Origin of the sequence: Pseudoalteromonas rubra, from assembly GCF_005886805.2 — a bacterium.
Lineage (GTDB): Bacteria > Pseudomonadota > Gammaproteobacteria > Enterobacterales > Alteromonadaceae > Pseudoalteromonas > Pseudoalteromonas rubra_D.
The window spans coordinates 444,350-468,675 of sequence record NZ_CP045430.1 but is presented as its reverse complement, the minus strand read 5'-3'; the positions used below and the strand labels follow the sequence as shown (position 1 = coordinate 468,675).

General features: G+C 47.0%; 13 protein-coding genes. 5 read left to right on the top strand and 8 right to left on the bottom strand.

Annotation, left to right across the window (positions count from 1 at the left end; translation table 11 throughout):
* Position 1 precedes the first annotated feature (1 nt).
* Together CWC22_RS21235 and CWC22_RS21230 are read left to right on the top strand one after the other, a co-directional pair.
* Positions 2-4,594, top strand: a complete 4,593-nt coding sequence (locus CWC22_RS21235; protein ID WP_195879888.1) for a hypothetical protein — start codon at positions 2-4, stop codon at positions 4,592-4,594.
* 121 nt (positions 4,595-4,715) lie between these two features.
* The gene (locus CWC22_RS21230; protein ID WP_138539060.1) at positions 4,716-5,651 is read left to right on the top strand and encodes a class I SAM-dependent methyltransferase; all 936 of its coding nucleotides are present in this window, start codon (positions 4,716-4,718) and stop codon (positions 5,649-5,651) included.
* On the opposite strand, the gene CWC22_RS21225 is transcribed toward CWC22_RS21230, so the two are convergent.
* Together CWC22_RS21225 and CWC22_RS21220 are read right to left on the bottom strand one after the other, a co-directional pair.
* Positions 5,648-6,391, bottom strand: a complete 744-nt coding sequence (locus CWC22_RS21225) for a substrate-binding periplasmic protein (protein ID WP_138539061.1) — start codon at positions 6,389-6,391, stop codon at positions 5,648-5,650. The genes CWC22_RS21230 and CWC22_RS21225 overlap by 4 nt on opposite strands.
* Before the next feature lie 147 nt (positions 6,392-6,538).
* Positions 6,539-7,300 carry a hypothetical protein gene (locus tag CWC22_RS21220; protein ID WP_125557583.1) on the bottom strand — a complete coding sequence of 254 codons (762 nt, stop codon included), beginning with the start codon at positions 7,298-7,300 and terminating at the stop codon, positions 6,539-6,541.
* A gap of 408 nt (positions 7,301-7,708) precedes the next feature.
* On the opposite strand from CWC22_RS21220, the gene CWC22_RS21215 reads away from it, so the two are divergent.
* The 3 genes from CWC22_RS21215 (at position 7,709) to CWC22_RS21205 (ending at position 13,725) form a co-directional block, all read left to right on the top strand.
* Positions 7,709-9,724: an ATP-binding protein gene (locus CWC22_RS21215; RefSeq protein ID WP_171045114.1), complete on the top strand. Its 2,016-nt coding sequence runs from the start codon at positions 7,709-7,711 to the stop codon at positions 9,722-9,724.
* 335 nt (positions 9,725-10,059) lie between these two features.
* Positions 10,060-12,297 carry a M14 family zinc carboxypeptidase gene (locus CWC22_RS21210; RefSeq protein WP_138539063.1) on the top strand — a complete coding sequence of 746 codons (2,238 nt, stop codon included), beginning with the start codon at positions 10,060-10,062 and terminating at the stop codon, positions 12,295-12,297.
* Between the two features lie 369 nt (positions 12,298-12,666).
* Positions 12,667-13,725 carry a hypothetical protein gene (locus tag CWC22_RS21205; RefSeq protein WP_138539064.1) on the top strand — a complete coding sequence of 353 codons (1,059 nt, stop codon included), beginning with the start codon at positions 12,667-12,669 and terminating at the stop codon, positions 13,723-13,725.
* 30 nt (positions 13,726-13,755) lie between these two features.
* On the opposite strand, the gene CWC22_RS21200 is transcribed toward CWC22_RS21205, so the two are convergent.
* The 6 genes from CWC22_RS21200 to CWC22_RS21175 all read right to left on the bottom strand — a co-directional run bounded on the left by CWC22_RS21200 (position 13,756) and on the right by CWC22_RS21175 (position 24,308).
* Complete coding sequence (locus tag CWC22_RS21200) at positions 13,756-14,112, bottom strand: gamma-glutamylcyclotransferase family protein (protein WP_138539065.1); 357 nt, start codon at positions 14,110-14,112, stop codon at positions 13,756-13,758.
* 356 nt (positions 14,113-14,468) lie between these two features.
* Complete coding sequence (locus CWC22_RS21195; protein ID WP_138539066.1) at positions 14,469-16,643, bottom strand: DUF6351 family protein; 2,175 nt, start codon at positions 16,641-16,643, stop codon at positions 14,469-14,471.
* A gap of 62 nt (positions 16,644-16,705) precedes the next feature.
* Complete coding sequence (locus CWC22_RS21190; RefSeq protein WP_138539067.1) at positions 16,706-17,926, bottom strand: response regulator; 1,221 nt, start codon at positions 17,924-17,926, stop codon at positions 16,706-16,708.
* A gap of 28 nt (positions 17,927-17,954) precedes the next feature.
* Positions 17,955-18,323, bottom strand: coding sequence for a response regulator (locus tag CWC22_RS21185; protein ID WP_138539068.1), 369 nt, complete (start codon positions 18,321-18,323; stop codon positions 17,955-17,957).
* A complete protein-coding gene (locus CWC22_RS21180; RefSeq protein WP_125557567.1) occupies positions 18,320-19,525 on the bottom strand; it encodes an EAL domain-containing protein in 1,206 nt (401 codons plus the stop codon). Before CWC22_RS21180 ends, CWC22_RS21185 begins: the two co-directional genes overlap by 4 nt.
* Positions 19,526-19,592: 67 nt before the next feature.
* Positions 19,593-24,308 (bottom strand): ATP-binding protein, encoded by a 4,716-nt coding sequence (locus CWC22_RS21175; protein WP_138539069.1) that lies wholly within the window; start codon positions 24,306-24,308, stop codon positions 19,593-19,595.
* Between the last annotated feature and the right edge of the window lie 18 nt (positions 24,309-24,326).

The following is a 24,326-nucleotide window of genomic DNA, read 5'->3' as shown; positions in this document are numbered from 1 at the left end:
TATGTTTAAAGTTAACGCGTTAGCGGCAATGATTGCCGCTGCCAGTGCTATTTCTATGCCTGCTATTTCAGCTCAATTAAACCACCAAGGTACGTTGACCAATTCCAATACTCAAGAAGTAGTTAACGATACTCTGACTATCACATTTACGCTTTATGCAAATGATCAAAATCTCTGGCAGGAAGTCAGAGAAGTTCAGGTTGTTGATGGCCAATACAGTGTCCGTCTCGGTGAGAATAACGATATTGATGCCGCAATTTTTCAAAATACAGAATTAGAACTGGGCATTAAAGTTGGAGATGATATTGAAATGTCTCCTCGTTTGCGAGTTGACGCAGTGCCCAGCGCATACTATGCCGACGTATCTGGATCAGTAAAGGGTTCGGTTGACGCAACTCAAGTCTCTGTAGCAGGGATCCCTGTGATTAATGAAAACGGCGAGTGGGTTGGTTCAACCGTTGGTTTAAAAGGTGAACCAGGTGCTGATGGTCGTGACGGTATTGATGGTGCAGATGGCGCAGACGGTAAAGATGGCGCTGACGGCCAGGATGGCGCACCGGGTGCCAATGGTCTTGATGGTGCCAAAGGTGAAAAGGGTGATCAGGGTGAAAAAGGCGATCAAGGTGCCCAGGGTGAGAAAGGCGAACAAGGTGAACAAGGCGAGCAAGGTGAAAAGGGAGATAAAGGTCTTGAGGTTAAAGGTGCCTGGACTGAACTTGCTGCCTATGTTGTTGATGATTTAGTTAGTTTCAATGGCAGTGCTTATATTGCCATTGCCGATGTTGCTGCTGTAGAAGAAGGCGGTGAAGCAAACCCGTCACCTGATGTTGCTGCTCAATGGCTACAGTTAGTGGCAAAAGGCGAGCAAGGCGAAGCTGGTGCTGATGGTAAAGATGGTGTTGATGGAGCCCAGGGCGAGAAAGGCGACCAGGGTGAGAAAGGCGACCAGGGTGAGAAAGGTGACCAGGGTGAACCTGGTCAGAAAGGAGAACAGGGCGAGAAAGGTGATCAGGGTGAGCCGGGTCAAAAGGGTGACCAAGGTGCTCAGGGTGAACCTGGTGAAAAAGGTGAACAGGGTGAAAAAGGCGCTAAGGGACTTCAGATCCGCGGTGTCTGGTCGCAGCAAGATGCCTATGTTATTGACGATGTTGCCATCCACAATGGCAGTGCATATGTCGCGGTAGCAAATATCCCTTCTGTAGAAGAGGCGGGAAGTATTAACCTGTCTCCTGAAATCGCAACGGATAGCTGGTTGTTATTAGTCGCGAAAGGTGAACAGGGCGCTGCAGGTGAACAGGGCGAGAAAGGTGACCCAGGCGAGAAAGGCCAGAAAGGAGAACAGGGTGAGAAAGGCGACCCTGGTGCGAAAGGAGAGCAAGGCGAACGCGGTGAAAAAGGTGACGCGGGCGAAAAAGGTGAGCCTGGAGCAAAAGGTGACCAGGGTGAACAAGGTGAGCGCGGTGAGAAAGGTGACCAGGGCGAAAAAGGTGACCAGGGTGCCAAAGGTGAGCAAGGTGAAAAAGGCGATCGCGGTGAGAAAGGTGACCCCGGCGCGAAAGGCGACCAGGGCGCAAAAGGTGATCAAGGTGAAAAAGGCGACCGCGGTGAGAAAGGCGATCAGGGTGAAAAAGGCGACCGAGGAGAGAAGGGAGACCGAGGTGAACAAGGCGAGAAAGGTGACAAAGGTGATCGTGGCCTGACCATTAAAGGCAACTGGTCTTCAGAGTCTGCGTATAGCGCAGATGACGTTGTTGTTCATGAAGGACAAGCCTATATCGCTCGGGTAGACATTATCGCTACGCAGGAATCGGGCTCAATTAATGAGGCGCCCGTGACTTCTAATAACTGGCTATCTCTATTCGCTGGCGTGGGATCTGGCATGCCAGGTAAAGACGGCCTGGACGGTAAAGATGGTAAAGATGGCTTGCCAGGTCAGGATGGTGTGAATGGTCAGGATGGTGAGCGCGGCGAAAAAGGGGATCAAGGCGACAAAGGGGACAAGGGCGACAAAGGCGACCAGGGCGAGCAAGGTGAACGCGGCGAGAAAGGTGACCAGGGCGACAAGGGGGAGCAGGGTGACAAAGGTGACCGTGGTGAGCAAGGTGAGCGTGGTGAGAAAGGCGACCAGGGTGAAAAAGGAGACAAGGGTGACAAAGGTGACCGTGGTGAGCAGGGTGAGCGTGGCGAGAAAGGCGACCAGGGTGAAAAGGGAGATAAGGGCGACAAAGGTGATCGTGGCCTGACAATCCAAGGTGATTGGTCTGCAGAATCAGCCTACAGCACGGATGACGTGGTTGTACATGAAGGGCAGGCCTATATTGCGCGTGTCGATATACTGGCTACTGAAGAGTCAGGAACGGTTAACCCTGCACCAGCAATTTCTAATGATTGGTTATCTTTGTTTGCTGGAGTTGGTTCAGGCATGCCGGGTAAAGATGGCTTAGATGGTAAAGACGGTGCACCTGGCAAAGATGGCGTTGACGGTGCTCCGGGCGCAGATGGCGCGCCAGGTAAAGATGGTATTGATGGCGCACCAGGTAAAGACGGCGCACCAGGTAAAGACGGCGCACCAGGTAAAGACGGCGCACCAGGTAAAGATGGTGCACCAGGTAAAGATGGCGTTGACGGTGCTCCGGGCAATGATGGTGCAGATGGTGCACCGGGTAAAGATGGCGCACCTGGCGAGAAAGGGTTGCAAGTCAAAGGCATTTGGAGTGCTCAGTCTGGCTATGACATTGATGACGTTGTCACGTTCGAGGGCAGTGCGTATATTGCTTCCGTCGCTGTAGCTGCGACAGATGGTAACAATATGTCTCCTGTTCAGGATACACAAAGCTGGCACCTGTTAGTTGCTAAAGGCTCAACGGGCATTAATTTCATTGCGTCTGGTTACCTGCTGACCACAGAATATGTGGTAGGCGATGTGATCAGTTACATGGGCAGTGCATTTATAGCGACTCAGGAAGTCATTGGTGTTCCGCCTATGGATTCTCAAGGCAATATTCAGCAGCCGTGGTCTATTTTAGCGAAAGGCGTAGATTACGATGAAGAACAACTGGTTAAACGTGCAGAACTTCCGAATTTTGATACGTTTGCGTTGAGTGCTGATGTAACGGGAATGCTGGCCAGCTATGTGACCGCAACGCAACTGACCCAGGCATTGGGCACCAAGGCAAATCAAAGTGATGTTGACACAGCGCTAGCGAACAAGGCTAACCAAAGTGATATGGCTACAGCGCTGGCAGCTAAGGCGAACCAAAGTGAAGTAGACACGGCATTGGCGAGCAAGGCGACTAAGGCCGAACTGACTACTGGATTGGCAGCTAAGGCGAATCAAAGTGATGTAGATACGGCACTGGCAGGCAAGGCTAATCAGAGCGATGTAGATACAGCACTGGCTGGGAAAGCGTCTACGGCCGAGTTGACAACTGGACTGGCCGCCAAGGCGAACCAAACAGATGTCGATACAGCGTTGTCGAGCAAGGCAACCAAGACCGAGTTGACAACTGGACTGGCCGCCAAGGCGAACCAAACAGATGTCGATACAGCACTCGCGGGCATGGCGACTAAGACCGAGTTGACAACTGGATTGGCCGCCAAGGCGAACCAAACAGATGTCGATACAGCGTTGTCGAGCAAGGCAACCAAGACCGAGTTGACAACTGGACTGGCCGCCAAGGCGAACCAGAGTGACGTGAATACGGCACTGGCGAGCAAAGCAACTAAATCTGAGTTGACAACTGGATTGGCCGTCAAGGCGAATCAAACAGATGTCGATACAGCGCTGGCAAGCAAAGCGACCAAGGCTGAGTTGACATCTGGATTGGCAACTAAGGCGAATCAAACTGATGTTGATACAGCACTGGCGAGCAAAGCGAATCAAGCTGAGATGCTGACGGCCTTAGCATCCACTCTTAAGTTTACGCCAACTAAGCTGTCCTGGGCTTCTGAGCATGCTTACCAAACTGGAGAAGTGGCGCGTGTTGAACTTAGCAACAGCCTTTATGTCGCAACGCAAGACATTGCCGCAAACTCTAATAAATCGCCACTTTTGGATACTGAGCGCTGGTCCTTGTTACTCAAAGGGTCTACATCTACGGTTAAAAACGTGATGTTTGTAACAAGTACTGAGCACAACGGCAATCTGGGAGGCGTTTCTGGGGCAAACAGTATCTGTAACACACTGGCCAATAGCGCCGATTCTAAAGTTCCTGCTGGAACTTACAGAGCGTTACTGGACTATACACATAACAGGGTCGATAACTCTGCCAGTGTATACAGTATTAACGGAGAGTTAGTTGCAAATACAGGTGCAGATTTATGGAAAACCAATGTCACACCATTACAAGCCGGCATAGTGTTTGATGAAAAGGGCAATGATGTTTCCGGATCACGCGTATGGACGAATCTGACATCTGGAGGAAGTTCAGTGCATTGGAGTGCATGTAGCAACTGGAATAGCAGTATGGCTTTTGATAACTATTCGTATGAGGGCGCTATGACAGGTATTGCTGGTTCACTCAATTCTAGCTGGGTAGCAGACAGGACCTTGACTTGTGATTCTAAAGCTCGTTTATACTGTGTTAAACAGTAAAATCTGAACAAGCTCAATAGCACATAAGCCCGGCCGATTTAAGCCGGGCTTTTTTGTCATTTGCATCAGACAAAGAAACCCAAGTAAAATAGGGATCAATATTGAAAAATACTCAAAGTAAATGACAGCCACACCACTTTCCACTTTATTACAGCATCTTTCTCTACAAACATTACCCAATGAAGTGTGTCGCCTTTTCCATGGCCGGGGCCGCTGTTATCCGGGGCTGGAACAAATCACGGTTGATTGGCTTCAGGGGCAACTCCTGATCTCTTTATTTAAAGAACATGAGCAGCAATGGCTTGACGCGTTAAAGTCTGAGTTACTGAAGCTGGTTGAGTCTCAACCATGGGCCGAGCGTGTTTCAGCTGTGATACTGCAACATCGCTATGCCAATGGTGCGCCGGTTGATCTTGTATATGGTGAGCTATCAGCTATGCCGGTTGTAAACGAACAAGGGCTAAAATTCGGATTATCACTGGGCGCTAAGCAAAACATGGGGTTGTTTTTAGATATGCGATTGGGACGTCAGTGGGTGAGAAGCCAGTCTGACGGCAAGCGCGTGCTCAACCTGTTTTCTTATACCTGCGGCTTCTCAGTCGCTGCGCTGGAAGGAGGCGCTGAACATGTCGTGAATCTCGATATGTCGAAAGCTGCGCTGAAGCAGGGCAAAGTAAACCACCAGTTGAATGGCCATGATTTGGGGAAGGTGTCTTTTCTTGGTCATGAGTTGTTTAAATCCTGGGGCAAAGTAAAAAAGCTGGGCCCCTATGACCTGATAGTCATTGACCCACCTAGCTTCCAGAAGGGCAGCTTTGCGTTGACAAAAGATTATCAAAGGATCTTAAGGCGTCTGAGTGATTTACTGACTGAACAAGGGTGTGTGCTGGCATGCGTTAATTCTCCCGACGTGAGTGCCCAGTTTTTGATAGACGAAATGGCCAGAGAAGCACCGCAGATGCAATTTGAATCAAGGTTATCAAATCCACCAGAGTTTCCAGATATCGATGAGGAAAGTAGTCTAAAGTGCCTGGTCTTTAATACCAAAAGCGTTTAATTGAGCTGCCATCTGGAAAGTATCTGCTGATATTTTCCAGAGTCTTTCAGACTTGCTAGTGCGCTCATTAGCTGGTCGGCGTGTTGCTGGTTAAAGTCTAAACTGGTTGCCAGATGCAGCTCTGAAGGAAAGGCTGGCACAGCCATCTTCCGTTCAACTAGCTCAGCAGGTAACCCCAGTGCATTGAGTTCCTTGTTGATGGTTTGTGCATTGGTCAGTACCAAATCAGTGCGGCCTTTGAACAGCATATGCCACAAGGTTTGATAGTGCGACACCAAGACTAATTCGTGGTCTTCTGAGTAACCCGCAGCGCGTAAAAATCGTTCACTGTAATATCCGCGAATGGTACTGACGCGGTGCTGCCTGGCACTATTTAAATCTCTGAGAGAAAAAGTACGATCTTTAAGGCCAATTAAGTAGGCCTGAGCGTGGCACATGACACCCAGAAACCGGTAGTGTTGAGCGCGCTCCGGGGTCTTTAACCAGGACAATAGCAGGGTATTGTCTTTCGCCCGCATTTCATGCAGTGCACGCGCCATTGGCATAATCTCTATGTTACCCTTTAACCCGGTTTGTGTGAGCAATTGTCGGGCAACCTCAACTAACGCGCCTGTGGGTTTACCTGTTGGGTCCAGATAATGATATGGGGGGAGATCCTCTGCGACAAAACGTATGGTTGCGGTATGGCCGGATAAGGGTATCAGAGCAACAATAAAAACGAAAAAAAACGCAAAACGCATAGACACACTACATACAGCCTAAAACCAGCAGTTTGCCGTGTTTCTGAGCAAAAATCTAGCTCAGCACCTCAGACCACCTGATACGGGTACGCTTGAATAGAGCTGAGGAGGGCGCGCGAGAATCCAGAGTGGCACGCCCTGCGGGGTTTAGTTTCTAAGGCGAATTTCAAACTTATCAGAGTAGCGTTCCTGCACAGCTTTTGCAGAACTACCACTGGCATAGCTTGGGTCAACTGTACCTGCCCGAGTACGGGCGAGGTAAAATTCTGCACTACATTCCTGACGGGTATTGATAGCTGAATCCTTTAATTCCTCAATGCCATTCAGGTCAATCACCTGGGTGCCGTCATCAGTAAGCTGTTCATTATTAACATTAATGAAAATACTGTCGCCATCGTTTTTCTTACATTCAATTGTGAGCTTACTTTCAAATTTTGTGTCGTCTTCTGTACCCGGTGTCCAGGTGAGTGTGAGTTCATCATTCACCGAAAAAGACTGGTTTTTTTGCGGGGTAATAATATTAAATGGACGAGGTAAGTTCATGGTTGTGGTCAGCGTTTTATTCTCTGACCCTCTGGTAAAGTCTACCGTAAACTGGGTGCCACCTGATGCCACATCAAAAATTGCGCGATAGTCCACGTCAAAGAGCTCGTCTTCTTCGCTCATAACCTGACTGATATTGGCCGCTCTGGCTACCAGCTTATCATTTGCCGTCAGCCTGATATTGTTACCATTTGGACCATCTATATTGAGCTCTGCGATAACCCGTGACGTTTCACCTGTTGTTGTAACATAAATTTTAGACCAGATGGCCTCTGTTTTAACGTGCTCAGAGTTTGTTGTTTCTGTTGAGCATGCCAGTAGTGTCGAGCACGCTAACGCCAGTATAGAAAATTTAAAAGAATTCATGTTGTCCCTTACAGGTTTGAGTCATTGCAGGCCTCATTCTAATCACGAACTACTCAAGAAAACATGGTGTTTTACATTTTTAAACAAACAACGTGAATTTTTGAACAAATTGCAGAGTATGGGTTAGCCTGCTTAATTGGTATTTCATTGTTGAGTATATTGTCTGTGGCTAAAGGGGAAATGAGCTTACTCTCAATCACATACAACGTATAACGGCACGTTGAACCAGTTGTTGCGAGCAACTTTGATCAGACTCGAACGCCGGTGATGTATGATGAACACACATTTGGTGCTGATAAACCCAGTCGGGTTCTTTTTCGCAGAAATCGTGGGCAGCATGTGAGGTGTTGCTCTGGGTTTTCCTGCTATGCTTTGAAGAGTTGGGGCAGTTGCGGGAGCGGATGTTTGATGCTGATACGGTGTGTGATTTGGGTAGGGTTATTGGTTAGCAATGCGGTATTGGCCGCGTCATTTACGGAAGCAGAGTTCGAACAGATAAGAGCTGAGATCCGCTCCACATCAGCGCAGTCACCGCTGGTTGCGATCAAAGTTACAGACGAAATGCTTGCCAGACACGATAAGAAACTTTCAACCAGACAAAAAATTAGGCTTCTTTATGGCAAAGCCTGGTTTCAGATCCAGACTGACAATATAGAAGAAGCTATTGTGACGCTGTCTCAGTGCAAAAAAATGAGTGCAGATGTGTCAGATCCCACCATTTTGTTTAGTTATTACAGCCTCACAGCTGGTGCCCTTACCCGCATGAGTATGTATGAACGGGCTTTGGAAAACTATCTAGAAAGCTACCGGCTTGCCGGTCTGATGGATACCGAGCTTTACCTGAGACAAACCGAAAACAACATTGGTAATGTGTATCTGAAATTGGGTCGTTATACGGATGCCAGGGTCTACTTCGAACGCTTTTATGAGGATGCCAGAGATAGAGAGTTACCGCAACAAATGGGTGTTGGACTAAATAACCTCGGAGAGGCTTATTTTGGTCTGGGAGAGTTTGATAAAGCACTTAAATTTCATACTAATAGCCTTGCTCTCAGGGAAGAACACAACCTGACTTATCACAGCTCCTGGTCTCATTATAATTTAGGCAAAACGTATTTAGCGTTGGACAAGCCAGAACTGGCAGAGCAGCATTTAATTGCTGCGGTTGAACTGCGCAAACAGAGCAACGCTGAGGCAGACAGCATTGGTCCTCAGATTGAACTTGTCAGACTGAAAATTGCTCAAGGTGCAAAAGAAGATCTGGTTCCCTTGCTCAATGACGTCATCGCATTGAGTGATAAGTATGAGCGATTTCAGGAAAAAGTCGACGCATACCAGCTGCTGGTTGATTACTATCAGCAGATCCAGGATTGGAAAAGCGCATTGCATGCAGCTGATTTGTACATGCAGAGCAAATTTGATTTTCTGCAAAGGCAAGCTGAAACCGGTGTGGCATTTTATGCAGCTCAAATGAACCTGGCGATGAAAGAGCGAGATATTGCAAAGCTGACGCAAGAAAATGCGGTGTATCAGCTTCATACCCAGGCGGCGAAAGACCAGCTGGTTTTAGTGCTGGTAGCCGCGATAATCATTGTTGTGTTGATCTTGTACTTTATGCGCAGAATAAAGGCTAAAAACCAGGCATTAACAGAAACACTGCAAAACCTGAAAGCAACGCAAAAGCAGTTACTTGAATCAGAAAAAATGTCAGCGATGACAACACTGGTGTCCGGGATGGCGCATCAGTTGAATACGCCACTGGGGCTGGTGGTGACTTCTGCATCTTGCCTTGAAGATAAGCTAAAAGAAATCAGTTCCTTACTGAGTGATCAAAAACTCAGTGCCGGGCAGTTGAAAGCATTTCTGGACGAAGCCTCTGAGATGCTCACTTTGACGGCAAACAACTCCAGTCGGGCAGCGGAACTGATAGCGCGTTTTAAAATGGTCGCTGCAACGCTCGATGCGAGTGAAGCGGTACACTTCGACGTGCTGGAATACCTTAAGCAGCGCGCTGAGCTGATAGTTCAGAGCCTTGACAAGCCAACAGAGCTGGACGTATTTGGCCAGTCTGTTCAGTTGTATTCTCATCCTGAAACTCTGCTCAAAGTAGTGTCTCAGCTCGTAAATAATTCGTGTTCACATGGGTTTATCAATCAGGCCAGCGGTAAAATCTCGATAGAAATCATAGACGATGACGAAGTCATTAAACTGGTTTATCAGGATAACGGCGTGGGGATCAGTGAAACCGATCAGCAGCAAATGTTCGACCCATTTTATACCAGCCAGCTTGGGCAGGGTAAGTTGGGCCTGGGGTTGAATATTGTCTATAACTCTGTGGTACAGGTGCTAAAAGGCGAAATTAGTTATGTGCACCAAAGTGGTGGTGCCAAATTTGTCATTTTGATCCCAAAAACGAAGACTTAAATTTGCCTTACAGTGGCATTTCGTTGCATACGCTGCCAAAAATGTACCTATGAGCCTTCTCGTCTGTTAGTTATTCTCTGTCTGGCCATTCGTAAGGTCCCGCAAATTCATCAGTATAAAGCTGTCGAAGTCTATTAGTGGCTCAATTCAATGCCTGTCAATTTTTAGTGTTTATGTAAAGGCATCGGGGTTATCAGCTTAAACTGCTAAGTACAATTAATGAGCATTTTTATATTTCAGTATGTTTACACTTGGGGAGTTGCCTCAAATTTTTTAACAAGGAATATATGTTTGAGCGAAACTTTAAACACTCATAAACAACTGAAGGAAACACTATGAAAAAGAACTTATTGAGTATGCTCCTCCTGAGCACGATAAGCTTAACAGTTACGGCACATAGCGACCCACGCGTAGTAAATACCCAAGCATTTCCTGTTGAAAGTCACACTTTATCAACTTATCAGCTAGCCTTTTCCAGCGAAATTCAAAAAGCGGAATATCTGTCCCGGTTTCATACTGCCATTCTGGAAGTAGCAGATAACTACCTGGTTCTTTCACTCACTCAGGATGAGTTTGTTGAGTTGCATGGTGCGGGTGCACTCATCTTTTTAAAACCAGGTGATCATAACCAGCCAGAAGTCAAAGCGCAGGGTAATAGGTCAGTGACAAGTCGTATTCAAAGTGCTGAACAGGAGTCTGGTATCCCGAACTTCTCGTGCTACCCCACTTTGGCTGAAACACAGCAATTGGCTAAGACCTTAGCGCAAACTTATCCCGATTTTGTTGAGTTAAAGCATATCGGACCATCCTGGGAGAAAAGTCAGGGGCTTGGAGGTCATGATTTGACCGTCCTGGTATTGAAAAACAAAAAGAGAAACAAGTGGCGTAAGCGTCCGGCATTGTATATGCAGGGTGCTTTGCATGCTCGTGAGTATACACCCGGGGCAACCACATTGAAGTTTGCACAGTACTTACTTGAAAACCGTGAGACGGATGCAGACGTTAACTGGATCCTGAACCAGCGCGAAATCCACATTTTGCTGATTGCAAATCCAGATGGCCGGGTGTTGGCGGAGCAAGGGCAGTTATGGCGTAAGAACACCAATACAGCATATTGCGCGCTTGATGATACATTACGCGGTGTTGACCTTAATCGTAACTTCGACTTTGCCTGGGCTTCTCCCATTGGCGGTTCAACAGATGACCAATGCGCAGCCACTTTTCACGGGCCCAGCGCCGCATCAGAGCCTGAAACACAGGCGATCCAGGCCTATCTTCACGATCTGTTTAAAGATCGTCGCGGTGATTTGCTGACAGATCCAGCGCCACTCAATACTCAGGGCGTATTTTTGGATCTGCATAGCTTCAGCCGTTTTGTGATGTGGCCATGGTCTAGTGAGCTAACGCCGAGTCCTAACGCGGATCAATTGTCTATGATGGGCCACAGAATGGCAGCGTATAACGGGTACTGGGCGTTTCAGACTCAGGAGATATTTAAAGCCGGAGGCAGCGCTGATGGATATGCTTATGGGCAGCTTGGTGTTGCGTCCTTTACTTTCGAGTTAGGCAATAAGTTCTTTGAAAGCTGCGCCAACTTTGAAGGAGAGATCTTTCCAAACAACCTGAACGCACTGATCTACGCGGCCAAAGTAGCAAAACGGCCTTATAAACTGCCTGCCGGTCCGCAATTTTTTGATCTGCGTTTAAAGGGGGCTGGAAAAGAAGCGGTGCCTGCTGGAACGCCTGTGGAGATAATTGCTACTGTTGCTGATGATCTTTTTGGTCCTTCACTGACAGGTCAGATACCACCCAGTCAGGCGATTAGCAAAGTCGAATTAACCATCAAGAAAAAGGGTAAGCGTGCCAGGAAGCGCATTTTACTACCTGCGGCAGATGGCGCATATGACACGGTAAGTGAATCAATCAGTTATGCATTGGACACACATCGTTGGCGCCAAGGTCGCTACACATTGACACTTCGTGCTCAGGACGCGTCTGGTCAGTGGGGTCCTAAGTATGCGAAATTCCTGACAATCGATAATGACGCTATACCCGGCGCTCAGTCACCTGTCGCTGATTTTATTGCCGACTGTCGAAAAGGCATTTGTGGTTTTGATGGTTCAGCAACTCAGGACGACCGCGATTCACTAACATACACCTGGGTGTTACAAGGTGGTCAGTTCTTTAGGGTATTCCATGGTGAGCAGGTTGAGATTGAGTACACTTTGGCTGGCGATTACCAACTGACGCTACAGGTTGATGATAGCCATGGTAATCGTGATGTGAAAGTCGTTCAGCTTGAACTGGATGGCGTAACGCCACCTGTTGTGCAATTTAGCTATCAGTGCACGGGGTTGACCTGTGAGTTTAATTCTTCCGCTTCATACGACCCTGATGGTGAAATTGTAGAGCGCTTGTGGCGAATGGGTAACGAGCCCTACATTTCAGGCACAGAGACGGTTATGCATACTTTCCCTGCACCAGGTGAATACATAGTGGTGTTTGTCGCGATAGATAATGATGGTCAATTCAGTCAGGTAGCGCAAACCATTCAAGTAACCAGCAACGAATAACGGGAGCGTAAAATGAGCGCGCAAGCGCTCTTAAATATACCGAGTTAGTACCAAAGTGCTTATTGCGCTGAGGGGATCACGTGGTTCATGAAGTTACTTCCAGCAAGGTTTAGTTTGAGGATATTGGTGATGGTGTTGCTGAACAAGCTGAATATTACCATTGAACTGTCTCGTCTATTTTACTTACGCAGAGGCACTCCATTGGCGAGTGCCTGCCTATTTCGGTTTCGAAAGGGGCTGATCATTTAATTACCCATTATGAAGTTATAGTTTCAATTTAAACATAAACTTAACAAAAGTGTCGTTAGATTGTTGTTTTCATATACTACTTTAGCCTGCGCTAATAACCAAAAAACAAGGAAAAAGTATATGAAACATAACTATAAATTAGCACTCTGCGTGGCCTTTGGTCTGGCTGCTCAATCGGCCAATGCGGGCGAAACGACGCTCAAGCTGACTAAACCTTCAGGTAATCCTAATTCGCCTCAAAAAGTGCGTACTGTGAATCTGGGCTCCCTGGCAGATAGCTTGTTCTCAGACATGAGACAGCTTGAGTTAGAAACTGAAGCGGATATTCGTCGCGATCTGAATAACATGAGCGCTGTAAAATACATTTATAGTGTCGATCTTGATGCAAAAAATATCTCAGCAACCTTCACGGGCACAGATAACTATAAGATCCGTCTGACAGTAGGTAACCTGGGCTTTTATACAAAAGTGAAGTTTGATGGTGTTGACGTATTTTGCCCAAGTGTCAAAGTCGCCGTTCGTCTTGAAAATCTGAGACCTACAGTGACTTACAACTACTATACCGGCGCGTTGGAAAACATTGATGTTAGCTATGGCCGCGATGTCGATGTAAGCTGTTCTGGTGGCATATTGTCTTTACCTGGTGTCAGCCAGTTTGTTAATTACTTTGCTTCTAATTACGCAACCGCCAAGGCGGATGATTTGATCAAGGCAAATCTAAGACAGTTCGCTTCACTGGAAAGACCTGGTGCGCTATTTGGTATGCAGCAAATTCTAGCGGATAGTCGGGTGCGCGGTAACGTTGACGCAGCAGAGCGTTACCTGGATATTGATATCAACAATATCATTGGCAACCTTGTAACTGGCATGAACCTGAATGTTAGCCTAAACAGAGACGCTAACGGTTATAATAAGCACCAAGCACACATTGGCGTGTACCAGAGTGCACCGACGATTACATCCAGCTGGGGTGGTCGATTTAATGCCAGTGCACCTGGCGCGAACCGTATCAGCAAATATGCACTTAGCGGAACGTGGCGCAGCAGCAGCTGGACACCTGGTGTGTTATATAACAATCAGTTTATCGGTGCTATTGCTTACAACCGAGTCTATGGTGTTCCAAGTTATCTGGCCCAGAAACAGGTGACAATTGGCAACTGTGGTAAAGCATGCGAGTAAGTTAGTATATGAGTAACAGGCGTGTGCCTGTTACTCTTCCACTAAGTTAGCGCTATCACTTGCGGCGTAGATCCAACAGGTTTTTCCTGATTTCAGCTTGGCTTCCTGCCTGGCATAATCCGCTACCTCGTAACTGTCTGCACACATTAGTTCTTGCTGGGTAATTAGAAAAACGGTGCCTGCTACCTGGTCATTCTGGTTTGCAGTGTAAATAAGAATAGGGTGGTAGGTTTTACCGCTACTTTTCAGCACCTCAGGATCGGTAATCCTGACTTGCCCTAGCCGGTAACCAACCAGATAGTCTGCCTCTCCCTCAAGTAGCCGACCAAAATTATCCAACTGAACCTGAGACTGTTGTAATGTACCGTATGAGAAAAGTGCTTCCATGGGCGCCCTTGTGTTTTTGTTTGTATCTTATACCAATTTCAATTAATACCTGTTCAATTTGAAAGAGCAAATATGACGCTAACAGCGTTAAAAATTTCTAATTTAGAACGACTAAACAGCAAAATTTCGCCTCGCCTACATGGATGTAGATGCCTCAGCAGTAGCAGGGCGCGAGAGCGGTGTTATCGACCCTATTTTCTCGCCTCAAATTAGCACACTTAATTAAGCAAATTGGTATTAATCAAATCCATTGATGCTGTTAAGTACCTGAGCAACCTTGCATGGCAGATAGGCCCAAATGAGGGCCCATATCTGGTAGCACAAGTACTGTGGTGATGAACAGAACTCTTTAATGATTACAGGTCGCTGGGTCTGCCGAGATCACGGCCGCTATGGTCACACACCCCGTCAGGAAAGGTTGCCTTAAGTGTATCCATGTGTGCATGCGCGTTAAAAGGCAAATACCAGCCTTTCTCAATGGCTGTGTCAACGCTCACCAGAGTGCACTTAAACAGATCACCACCCCAGCCTCCGCCCGCCTGAATACGACTTGTGCTAAACATAGGAAAGCGGCTCTGGCACTGGCCCTGAGGTTTATCATTCCATTGTCCGTCAAACACGCGTGAGCCTGTGGCATAAATACTGCCGTCTTCGTTGAAGCAGGTATCCTGTATAGAGACAGGTTTGGCGGCAGCGGCACTAAGTTGCGGGTTTTGTCTCATTGCGAGCAACCAGTCATCCATGGCAGCAAAGGCCTTTGTTGTTGGGTTGTGATCTTTATGTGCAACCCAGATAACATGGTTGTCGCTGTGCCCCTTGTGCTGAGCGATTCGAACGCGGCTGTAAAATGAGGCCGACATGTGATGCATGTCCAGCTCGTTTTCAAGATAGTGGCGGGCATCAATAATCGGCAAGTCGACTTTGCCAATGAAGACTTGCCCGGAGCGATAGGCTTGTTCCATGGCTGGTATTGAGCCGCTGTGTCTTGATGCCGGGCCATCTGAAGCCTTGGTGATATTATGGTTGCCCCATAAAGTGAGCCATATTGGTATACGTGTGCCCAACGGCAGGGCAATTTCTTCCTGGCGCATTTCTGATTGAGGTTTCCAGCCACCAATGTGATGGTTGATATGTATAAATTCCTCAAAGCTAATATGGCCCTCGCGCAGCGCATTTAGCCCATACTGTACGCCAACATTGTCCCAGGTGCTTTGACCAAAGCCTTGTTCGTCTGTACCAAAAATGTGTTTAAGATCTTGCCAGTAACTCCAATGGGTTTGTGCAATGACTTCATCAGAGAAAAAAGGGCGTAAAAAGCCTTGTCTGGGGTTATTGATAAAAGCAGACAAGCCAAAGTAGCCGTTGATGCATTCACTATTACCATCCGGGAATGAGGGGGCAAAGCCCGCCATGAGCTGATTGAGGGGTTGTAAAAACCCAGCCTTTTGTGGGAACTCATTTATCGCATTAAGACCTTCTATCAGTCTTCTTCGCTCCCAGTCTCGCCAGGCTTTTGGGTTGTCTGCGCGAAAGGTAAAATAGTTGTTGAGCAGATCACAATCTAACGCATAAGTAGTCTGTGTGATCATGTCAGGGTAGCTGTATAGAGGGATTAGGCCATCTAAAATGCCCTGGCTATTTTGACCAATCAGGTATTGTGCTAATCCCCCCCCGGAGCCTCCAATGCCCACGGTATAAAGCGGCTCGCCGTAGAGGCTGACAAACTGCCGTTTAACGCGTCTGGCCGTGTCTTCTGCCAGCAACATGTTGTAGGTGTAGCTGGTTTTATTGCCGCTGGAGCTGATCACAGCATAGCCGTCTAGCAGTTGTTGCGCCTGGCGGGTCATCACCCGAGTGGCCTTTTGCCGGCCTTGTCGATAACCAATGCCTGAGCCGCCATTAAATTGATAAATTAGTTTTTTGTTCCACTGAGACTGACCTTGCCTGTTGCCTACTTCCTGGCGGGAGATAGGCATGACCAGCGTGTAAATAAAACGATTGATGGTGCCTTGTTCTACTCTGAACAGAGGCGACGAGTGGTGAGAGCGGGCCGCCTCTTCATCAAGCCTGACGGCAGAGAAGTTACCATCTTGTTCAATGAGGGTAAAATAAAGCAATTGCGACGGCAGGGAACAGTCTTTGCTGTATCCTATAACCTGCTCGCCATTATAGATTGGGATCCCCAGGCCCTGCTGATTGTCTACCAGTGGTTGCCCAAGTTCTGACTCTTGTGTCATACAAAAAAAGGGGTATTGATTAGGTCCAGAATAGAGGTTGGTCACGGGGCCCGTTTCGCCCAGTGCTATAGGGAACTCAAATGACTCTGCTGGCCTGGGCACATTAGATACATGGGGAGTAAAGTTGAGCAGCGTATTTGCGTTCGGCTGCGCAATAGCGTTAATTTGTCGGGTGCTTGCTTCATCATGGTGTGGATAATATCGAAAGACTGCAACAAGGATTGCGCCTAGGATCAAGGTGATCAGAAAAATGAAGCCCGTTTTTTTGCCCATAACTACCTCTGCTGTGATCATTGCTGCTCATAGTATAAAGTGTAGGGCGAAAGCACCAGAGGCATTGTTGTTTATTTGTTATTTCAGTGGACAGGGTTGTTACTGTTCTGAACTTTATCGATGGCCTTAAGAATAGCCAGTTTGGTTGAGGGCTTAGTGATATATCCTGTTAAGCCCAGACTTGCCCATTTGCGGATGAGCTCTTTATTGCGGTTAGTAGACAAGGCTATAATAGGGAGCTTTTTGCAATGCTTAAAGGTACGTATGTTTCTGGTGGTGTTGTAGCCATCTAGTTCGGGCATGAACAGGTCCATAAACACCATATCAAATTTCTTTTTCCTCAGCAGTTTAATGGCTTCAAGGCCGGTTGTTGCGTATTCGGTAACGTGGTCTTCCTCGCGAAGTATTTTTAGCAGCATTTCTCGGTAGATTTCATTGTCTTCGACCACCAGAATACGCATTTTCCTGGTTACTTCAGGCTCTGGAGGCTGCGATTGGGTTGGCGTGGGCTCATGAACGTCCAACGAAGGAGTGCCTGATTGTGTCTGAGCCGCTACCACACTGCGAGGGACTCGCTTTTCAGTCAACAAAGCCGATAATTCAGCAAGCGAAACTTGCTTGTCTTTTAGTTGAGATTTAAGTAGTTCGACACTGGCTGTAAGCTGATGCTCCAGCTGTTCCATTAGCGGGTTAATATGCTGCTCTTTGAGCTGATCAAACATTTGTCTTTGCACGTCATTATGGCCCTGTTGTTGGGCAATTTGATCGCGGGTTTGGGCGAAATTTTCTGCGGATTTAGCCCGATGTTGAGCAACCTCATCAATAAGTCCCCGCAGTTTGTCATCTATTTTGCCAAAATGCGCTTCCTGCAATTGCGCGCTTTTATTACTGCCTGAAACTTCACTCAATGCGTTATGCAAAATCATTCTGAAGCGATAATTCTCATACATAGGTTTATGCACAAAGTAGTCGCTAAAGATGTCCTTCATACAACATTTAAAGGCTATGCCTGATTCTTTATTTTCGCACAATAGTATATTTTTATGAGGATAATTGAGTAACCCTTGTTTTGATAACTCTGTGTAGGTTTCTATACTACTGGCAACATCATTTTTTGCCATGATGATGATGGCGGGGTTGGCTTCCACTATGAGTTCTGCTGTTTCTTCCCAATGAAATACGGTACGGTAGGCCTCAGTATGTGCCTCAACAATGTCAATCACACCTGTCAGCTCATCTGTCTTGTCACAAATAACAATGACCTGAGGTCGACGTTGTGCGTGGTTGGGGCTACTTACTGTCATTGTGTTCGGCATCCTGGGAACATTCGGGTTACTCTGTTGTTGGGCTGACAAGTGTTCTGAGCTGAGCCAGGGTGATAGGCTTAACAAAATGTCTGCTGATGCCAGCATTGGCGTAACGACTGGCACAGATTTCGTCACCCGACATGCCGACTAAAGTACATGGCCGCTCATGTTGCACTTGCTGCTCGATTAATACATTGGCCAGTTGTAGCCCACATTCACCGTCTTCCAGGTGTGCATCGATAAACGCCCAGTCGTACCAGTTTGTTTCAAGGTGTTCCAGTAGCTCCTTTTTATCTCGTGCCTGAGTGACTTCAACCCCCAACGAGGCTAACTGGCTGCTCAGTAATTTAAGAAACAAAGCATTGTCGTCTATCAGAATTGCGCTTTTACTCATGTCCCCCACTCCGCAAGAGGCTTGTCGAGGTTTTGCGTTAGCCAGCTTAGTAAGGCGTCGGCTGCCAGAGGGCGGGCGAACAAAAAGCCCTGTGCAACATCAATTCCACATTTACGTAAATAGTTTAGTTCACCCGCGTGTTCTATGCCTTCAGCAACGGTTTTTAACGACAGTTTTTTCGCTAAATCAGAGGTGGCAGAAACAATTGCCTGTTTTTTGCTGTCGGTATCGCAATTGCTAACAAAACTGCGATCGATTTTAAGCTCACTAAAGGGCACCTGATTTAACTGAGTAAAGCTCGAAAACCCGGTACCGAAATCGTCTATCGACAGCGGAAACCCTTTTAATCTGAAGCGCAATAACACTTCCAAAGTGCGAGGTAAATTATCGAGTAGCTGACTCTCGGTGATCTCCAGAATGATTTGCTTGCGAGGCACTGAGTACTCGTCACACAGGGTCGCAAGCTTGTTTGGCAACTCAATGTCATATAAGGCTCCGGCGCTGAGGTTGAGGCTAAAACTCAGCGATTTAATCTGCTCATAGTTGTTATCGTAGAGCGCCAGAGTCTGTGTTAGAAGCTGCAATGAGAGCTCGGCTGAATACCCGGCGCGTTCCAGTTGAGGAATGAACTCGCCCGGCGACACTAAGCCATCAAAAGGGTGGTACCATCGCGCCAGGATTTCCATGCCGATAACATTGAGGGTTTCCAGTGAAACTTTGGGCTGATAGTGGGCTTTAAATTGTTGCCGGTCCAGTCCAGTTCTAATATCACTGGCGTTGTAGGTTTTTTCTGGTTGAGCTGGAGAAGTTCTATGGTGTTGATCCAGGCACTCAAGCAGCGCTTTTAGGCGCTGCAAAGACACGGGTTTGTCGATGTTAGAGATAATGTTCAGGTTGTGCATTGTGCCCAAATTACTGGCTGTTTCGAGAACATCTTTATCTTCACCGCTGAGCAATACGATAGGTGTTGTCAGTTTGGCATCTGCAAAAATGCGCAGTAATTCTATGCCATCAATCTCAGGCATGTTTAGATCTAAAAAAATTAACGACGCAGAGTCACACATCCCTGAGTCCAATGCATGGCGACCTGCGGTAAAGCCATGATAGTCGACGTCCTGGGCGACTTGTTTTAGTAACAGTTCCAGCTGAGTAATAATTAACTGGTTGTCATCAATTGCGATTACTTTGATAAGATTATTCATCTTGCCTATTGTGATCCTGCGTTATAAGCATGTGTAGTCCTGATTACGACCTGGTAGAGCCTACTTTTCACCCAAGTATAGTTTCTATTTCAACACATGCGGCATAAAACTTATCGTCACAGGCCTTTTGTAATGCCCGGACCTTTGTCACATCTTCCGCTTTGGCGGCTTGCTCCAGTGCAAAAAACTCGTCTGCAAGTGTTTGAGCACCTATTGCTTTTGCAGAAGACTTTAGCTGATGTGCGGTATTTTTTATGGTCAGGAGCGACACTTCCCCAACATTCATGCTTTCAACTAAGGGACGAGAGTCAGCCAAAAAGCCCTGTAAAAACTGCTTTTGGATGGCCTTATCATTACCAACATAATTTTCCAGCACACTCAAATCGACGATACGTGTTGCAGGCTGAATGGGTTCATCATCTGATGCTGGAAGGTGCGTTGAAGCCACCTTGGGTCTGTCGCTCACGTTGTCAGGTTGAATACTGCTGTGGCCATTCAGATTGGCCGATCTTGCTGGTTGTGACTGATTCAGCCACTGTTCTATGGTGGCGCGCAGAGCATGCAATACAATGGGTTTACAGATATAGTCGTCCATCCCGGCATCAAGGCACTTCTCACGTTCGCCGCTGAGTGCATTTGCCGTTGCCGCGATGATGGGCAGCCTGGGTAGTTTGCCCTGTGATTCAAGCTCGCGATAGGTTTTAGCAAAGGTGTAGCCGTCCATAACGGGCATGTGGCAGTCACTGATGATTAAAGAGAATTGATATTTCTGCATCAGCTCCAATGCAATGGCCCCATGCTCGGCGATAATGCATTGCAATCCAAGCAAAGCCAGTTGGCGTTTAAATAAGTCCTGGTTATACACATTGTCTTCAATCACCAGAATGAGCGCATTTTTATTCTGCGCTTGCTCAATCGTTGGTAACTGTTCGTCACTTGAGAGCAGATTCATGTCTGGCTCCGGACTGATTTGCCCTTCCAGTGTGGCGATTTTTTCAATCACTCTGACTGCATAATAGGGGTTATTGTCGAGTGCATAAATGTTCCGTTCGTCAATGATGGGCATCTGGATATTGGCATGTTCGAGCACCAGGCACTTAAGCTCACTGTTGGTTGAAATAATATCCTGGCCATTGGTCACCAGTTGTTGATACTTTTCATTGGTAATGATGAGATAGTCAACATCCAGGCGGGCAAGCAAATAGGCATTCAGGTCGTCATCGTTAATTAACTGGCAGCGCATACCATGGGCGCTGAGGTTGCGTGCCAGATCTTGTTCAAATTTATCACCGTCAGAAACAATATATGCTGTTAGCTCTTGAAAATTAATTGTGATCTCTTCATCACCTGTTGCACTGGGCGCAAAGGGCAGGGTGACGATAAAGTTACTCCCCACATCTTCAAGGCTATGGCAAACGATAGTGCCGTGCATCAGCTTACACAGTCGCATCGTAATGGAGAGTCCAAGTCCGGTACCTCCATACTTTCTCTGAATACTATCATCTGCCTGCACAAAGGGCTTGAATAAGCCCTGGGTTTGTTCTTCACTCATGCCTTTACCATTGTCTTTGACGCTGATCTCCAGGTATCCGGTCTCAGCGGCAGGCGACACAAAGACCTCCACATTGCCAATCTTACTGGCTGATGTTTTGGTAAATTTAACGGCATTGCCAACCAAGTTTAGCAAAATTTGCCGGATCCTAATCGGGTCACTTTGATGCCAATAGCCAAGAGAAGGGTCAAAGTAAAAGTTCAGGTTTATACGTTTTTCATGGCACTGATGGCTCATCAGTTCGCACAGTTCTTTGGTCAGGTTTTGCCAGCTAAAAGAGGTATGCTCAATGATCATTTTACCCGCTTCTATTTTCGAGAAGTCGAGTATGTCGTTGATTATTCTCAATAGCATCATAGCTGAGTTTTTCGCGACTGAGGTCAGGTGGCGCTGTTCGTCATTCAATCGAGACTGAGATAAAATATCCAGCATCCCGACAACGCCGTTCATGGGAGTTCTGATCTCATGGCTCATTGTGGCCAGAAAGCGGGACTTAGCTTTATTAGCCGATTCGGCGGTTTCTTTGGCATTGGCCAGGATGGTGGCGTCGTTTTTACGCTGAGTAATATCATGTTGGTATAGCAACATGTACTTTTTATCGTTGCAGATTAGGTTCGTTAAAATCACTTCAAACCATATCTTAGTGCCATCGAGCTCATAGCAGATTTCCATATCTTTGTAATATAAATCCCGTGTTTTTGCGGCAGACAGTGCACCTAGTAATGGTTTTTTATTAATTAGTGGCAACAAGGAGATCACGTCAATCAGGTTGTCATTTATCCGCATCAGGGTATTAATAAACAAGCCGCTTTCTTCAAGATTAAGGCGTTTGCTCTTATACCAAAACCGGTTGATCAGGCGAATGTTAGCCTCACCATCCAATAACAAAATAAACGCCGGGATACTGTCCAGCGTGGCTTCCAGCAAGCTTTCTGTCTCGTGATTACGGTGCAGTAGCTGCTGGACTTCGTGACGCTGGGTCTCTGCTTCTTTCATTCGATCAAGCGCTTCCTGACGGGCGGCTTGCAGAGATGCCTGATATTTGCTTTGTCTTTTCTGCTGCGCAATCTGCTCAGAGATATCGCGCACGACACCGACAACACAGGTTGGCTGAGTAATGTCACTTTGGTGTGATGTCATGATCACTTCAAGTTGTTTCTCAGACGCCTGTTCGTCGCAGAAATTCAGCGTGAGTCGAACTTGTGAATCCAGCCCCTGCGTACGCAGATGTTTGAACAAAGTGCGTCTGCTGGGGCGCGTTAATTTATTCAGCACCTGTGTGTACGGCACATATTTTCCGCTGCTGGTCACTTGTAGTAGTGTTTTCAGAGTTTTGGATAGTAATACATGACGGCTACCATGTTGCCATTCCCAGCTTCCCATGCCAATTATCTGCTCAGAGTTAGAGAGTAAAAGACGCTCTTTATCAAGTTGAGTTTCGGAATGCTGGAGCTGTTCAATAATGCGATTTTGAGCCCGGTGGGCGAGTATCAAGGCTGTCAGACTCAGTGTTAGCAGCAGAACCAGTTGCACAGAAAATTCTTGCTGTAGGGTATTGATATAGCCCTCGATTTGTTTCGGATCCTGAGTTGCCCTGACGGTAAATCCGAGCGCAAAGTTTTGATGCACAAGCTCAAGTCCGTTTCTGCGCAATGAGGGACCTTGTATGTTGGTGTGGTCATTACGGCCAATCACAATGTCATTAAACAGCAGGTGTGTCGTGATGCCCTGATAGGCCACCGGCATTTTTAGGATTTTAGTAAGTGTCTCGTCTACAGGCTGAATGAGCACCAGGAGGATATCTGATAAGCCGGTTGCACTTGCCTGTGGTGCGGTAGAAACACTATATAACTTATTGTTACTGTCCGACATTAACGCCAGTGAGATTGATTTTGCCCCTTGCCTGGTTATGCTGTCTGTAATGATTTTTTGTAGTTTCTGGACAGGCAGAGTGGCTGGGAACAGCCCAACCAGATCATTATTTGATAGGGTAAATTTACCTATGTACTCAGTGCCTGTTGCATTCGAAAAAACGGGTTGTTTCGTAATGCTGAGTGAGTGCAGGCGCTCAGACAGTGGGGCCAGCCATAGATTATCAATGGCGATAACAGAATAGGCCAGATTATTACTGAGTTCGTTTGCTGAGCGCGTGTAGAGGCTGTTGCTCAGCTCACCCTGGCTTATATCGTGCTCCGAAGTAATAAAAGATACGATAAGCCCTAATAAAAGCAGTAGCTGAGAGAGTTTGACGGGGGTCTGGTGTCGTTTCGGCGTGGTGCTGTGGCTCAGGGCGCGCCACAGCAGAATACTGGAAACGGCCACACAGACAAATGCAATTATGGCAAACAGGGCAAATTGTGACTGGATGGCGTCTTGTTCTTTAAACTCGGCGTTAAGTCGTTGTTGATGCGTGACTAGTTGTGCCTGGACAATAGCGATCAGCTGTTCAAGATAGTGTGTTTTTTGCTGCCACCAGCGTTGTGCATTGAACGTACTTTGCCCGGTGCGTTCGAATGATAATAGAACGCCATTGAGCGCCTGATTTTCAGCTTGTGAAAGTAGGGACGTTATCTGCTGCGCGATGTCATCGTCGTAGGGGGGGTTGGTGAGTAATGCAAGGTGTGTGTTGTGTAAAGTCGCAAGCTCAAAGATAGCACTGGCACGATTGTCCACAGGGGTATTGAGCATGGCATAAGTATGCGCTCTGAGTTTGCCTGCCTCCTCAATCGCTTTGGTCAGGCTATATAGGTGTATGTTGACGGCGTCCGCGGTAATTTTTAATTCGATCGCTAAAAACAAATCCAACAAGGCATTAATTTTGGCGGTATACAGGGTCATAGCCTGCTCCCGGTTGAGCAGGCGTTGGTCAAACAGGGCTCTGAGGTTCAGTAGCTCAGCGGTGCTGGGCAGTGATGATAATAAATTGGGGTTTTGCGTACTCTGGGTTGCTATTTTTGATAACGCGGTATTACTGGCACTGCGATATTGATTGAGCTGGTTAAGCGTCTGTCCTGATGCTCGCTCAGACAAACCGAATGTATAGCCACGTTCTTTTTGTAATGCGAAGATGGCATTGCTGATCTGTTGCATATACACGACATTTTGCAAGCTGTCCCGGGTGACTACGATAGTGTGATGAGAAACAAAATATGAGCGCGCAAATCTGTCAAGTGACAGTAAACTGGCCAGGACGACTGTTAACCAGATCACAATTTTGAGTTGCACTTGCACGTGTGCTTTCCTTAAATT

What these genes read in the sequence shown, in the direction of transcription:
- CWC22_RS21225 (WP_138539061.1), bottom strand. Translation starts at nt 6,391, where the DNA reads ATGCGTTTTGCGTTTTTTTTCGTTTTTATTGTTGCTCTGATACCCTTA.
- CWC22_RS21230 (WP_138539060.1), top strand. Translation starts at nt 4,716, where the DNA reads ATGACAGCCACACCACTTTCCACTTTATTACAGCATCTTTCTCTACAA.
- CWC22_RS21190 (WP_138539067.1), bottom strand. Translation starts at nt 17,926, where the DNA reads ATGACAGTAAGTAGCCCCAACCACGCACAACGTCGACCTCAGGTCATT.
- CWC22_RS21195 (WP_138539066.1), bottom strand. Translation starts at nt 16,643, where the DNA reads ATGATCACAGCAGAGGTAGTTATGGGCAAAAAAACGGGCTTCATTTTT.
- CWC22_RS21235 (WP_195879888.1), top strand. Translation starts at nt 2, where the DNA reads ATGTTTAAAGTTAACGCGTTAGCGGCAATGATTGCCGCTGCCAGTGCT.
- CWC22_RS21220 (WP_125557583.1), bottom strand. Translation starts at nt 7,300, where the DNA reads ATGAATTCTTTTAAATTTTCTATACTGGCGTTAGCGTGCTCGACACTA.
- CWC22_RS21185 (WP_138539068.1), bottom strand. Translation starts at nt 18,323, where the DNA reads ATGAGTAAAAGCGCAATTCTGATAGACGACAATGCTTTGTTTCTTAAA.
- CWC22_RS21210 (WP_138539063.1), top strand. Translation starts at nt 10,060, where the DNA reads ATGAAAAAGAACTTATTGAGTATGCTCCTCCTGAGCACGATAAGCTTA.
- CWC22_RS21205 (WP_138539064.1), top strand. Translation starts at nt 12,667, where the DNA reads ATGAAACATAACTATAAATTAGCACTCTGCGTGGCCTTTGGTCTGGCT.
- CWC22_RS21215 (WP_171045114.1), top strand. Translation starts at nt 7,709, where the DNA reads ATGCTGATACGGTGTGTGATTTGGGTAGGGTTATTGGTTAGCAATGCG.
- CWC22_RS21200 (WP_138539065.1), bottom strand. Translation starts at nt 14,112, where the DNA reads ATGGAAGCACTTTTCTCATACGGTACATTACAACAGTCTCAGGTTCAG.
- CWC22_RS21180 (WP_125557567.1), bottom strand. Translation starts at nt 19,525, where the DNA reads ATGAATAATCTTATCAAAGTAATCGCAATTGATGACAACCAGTTAATT.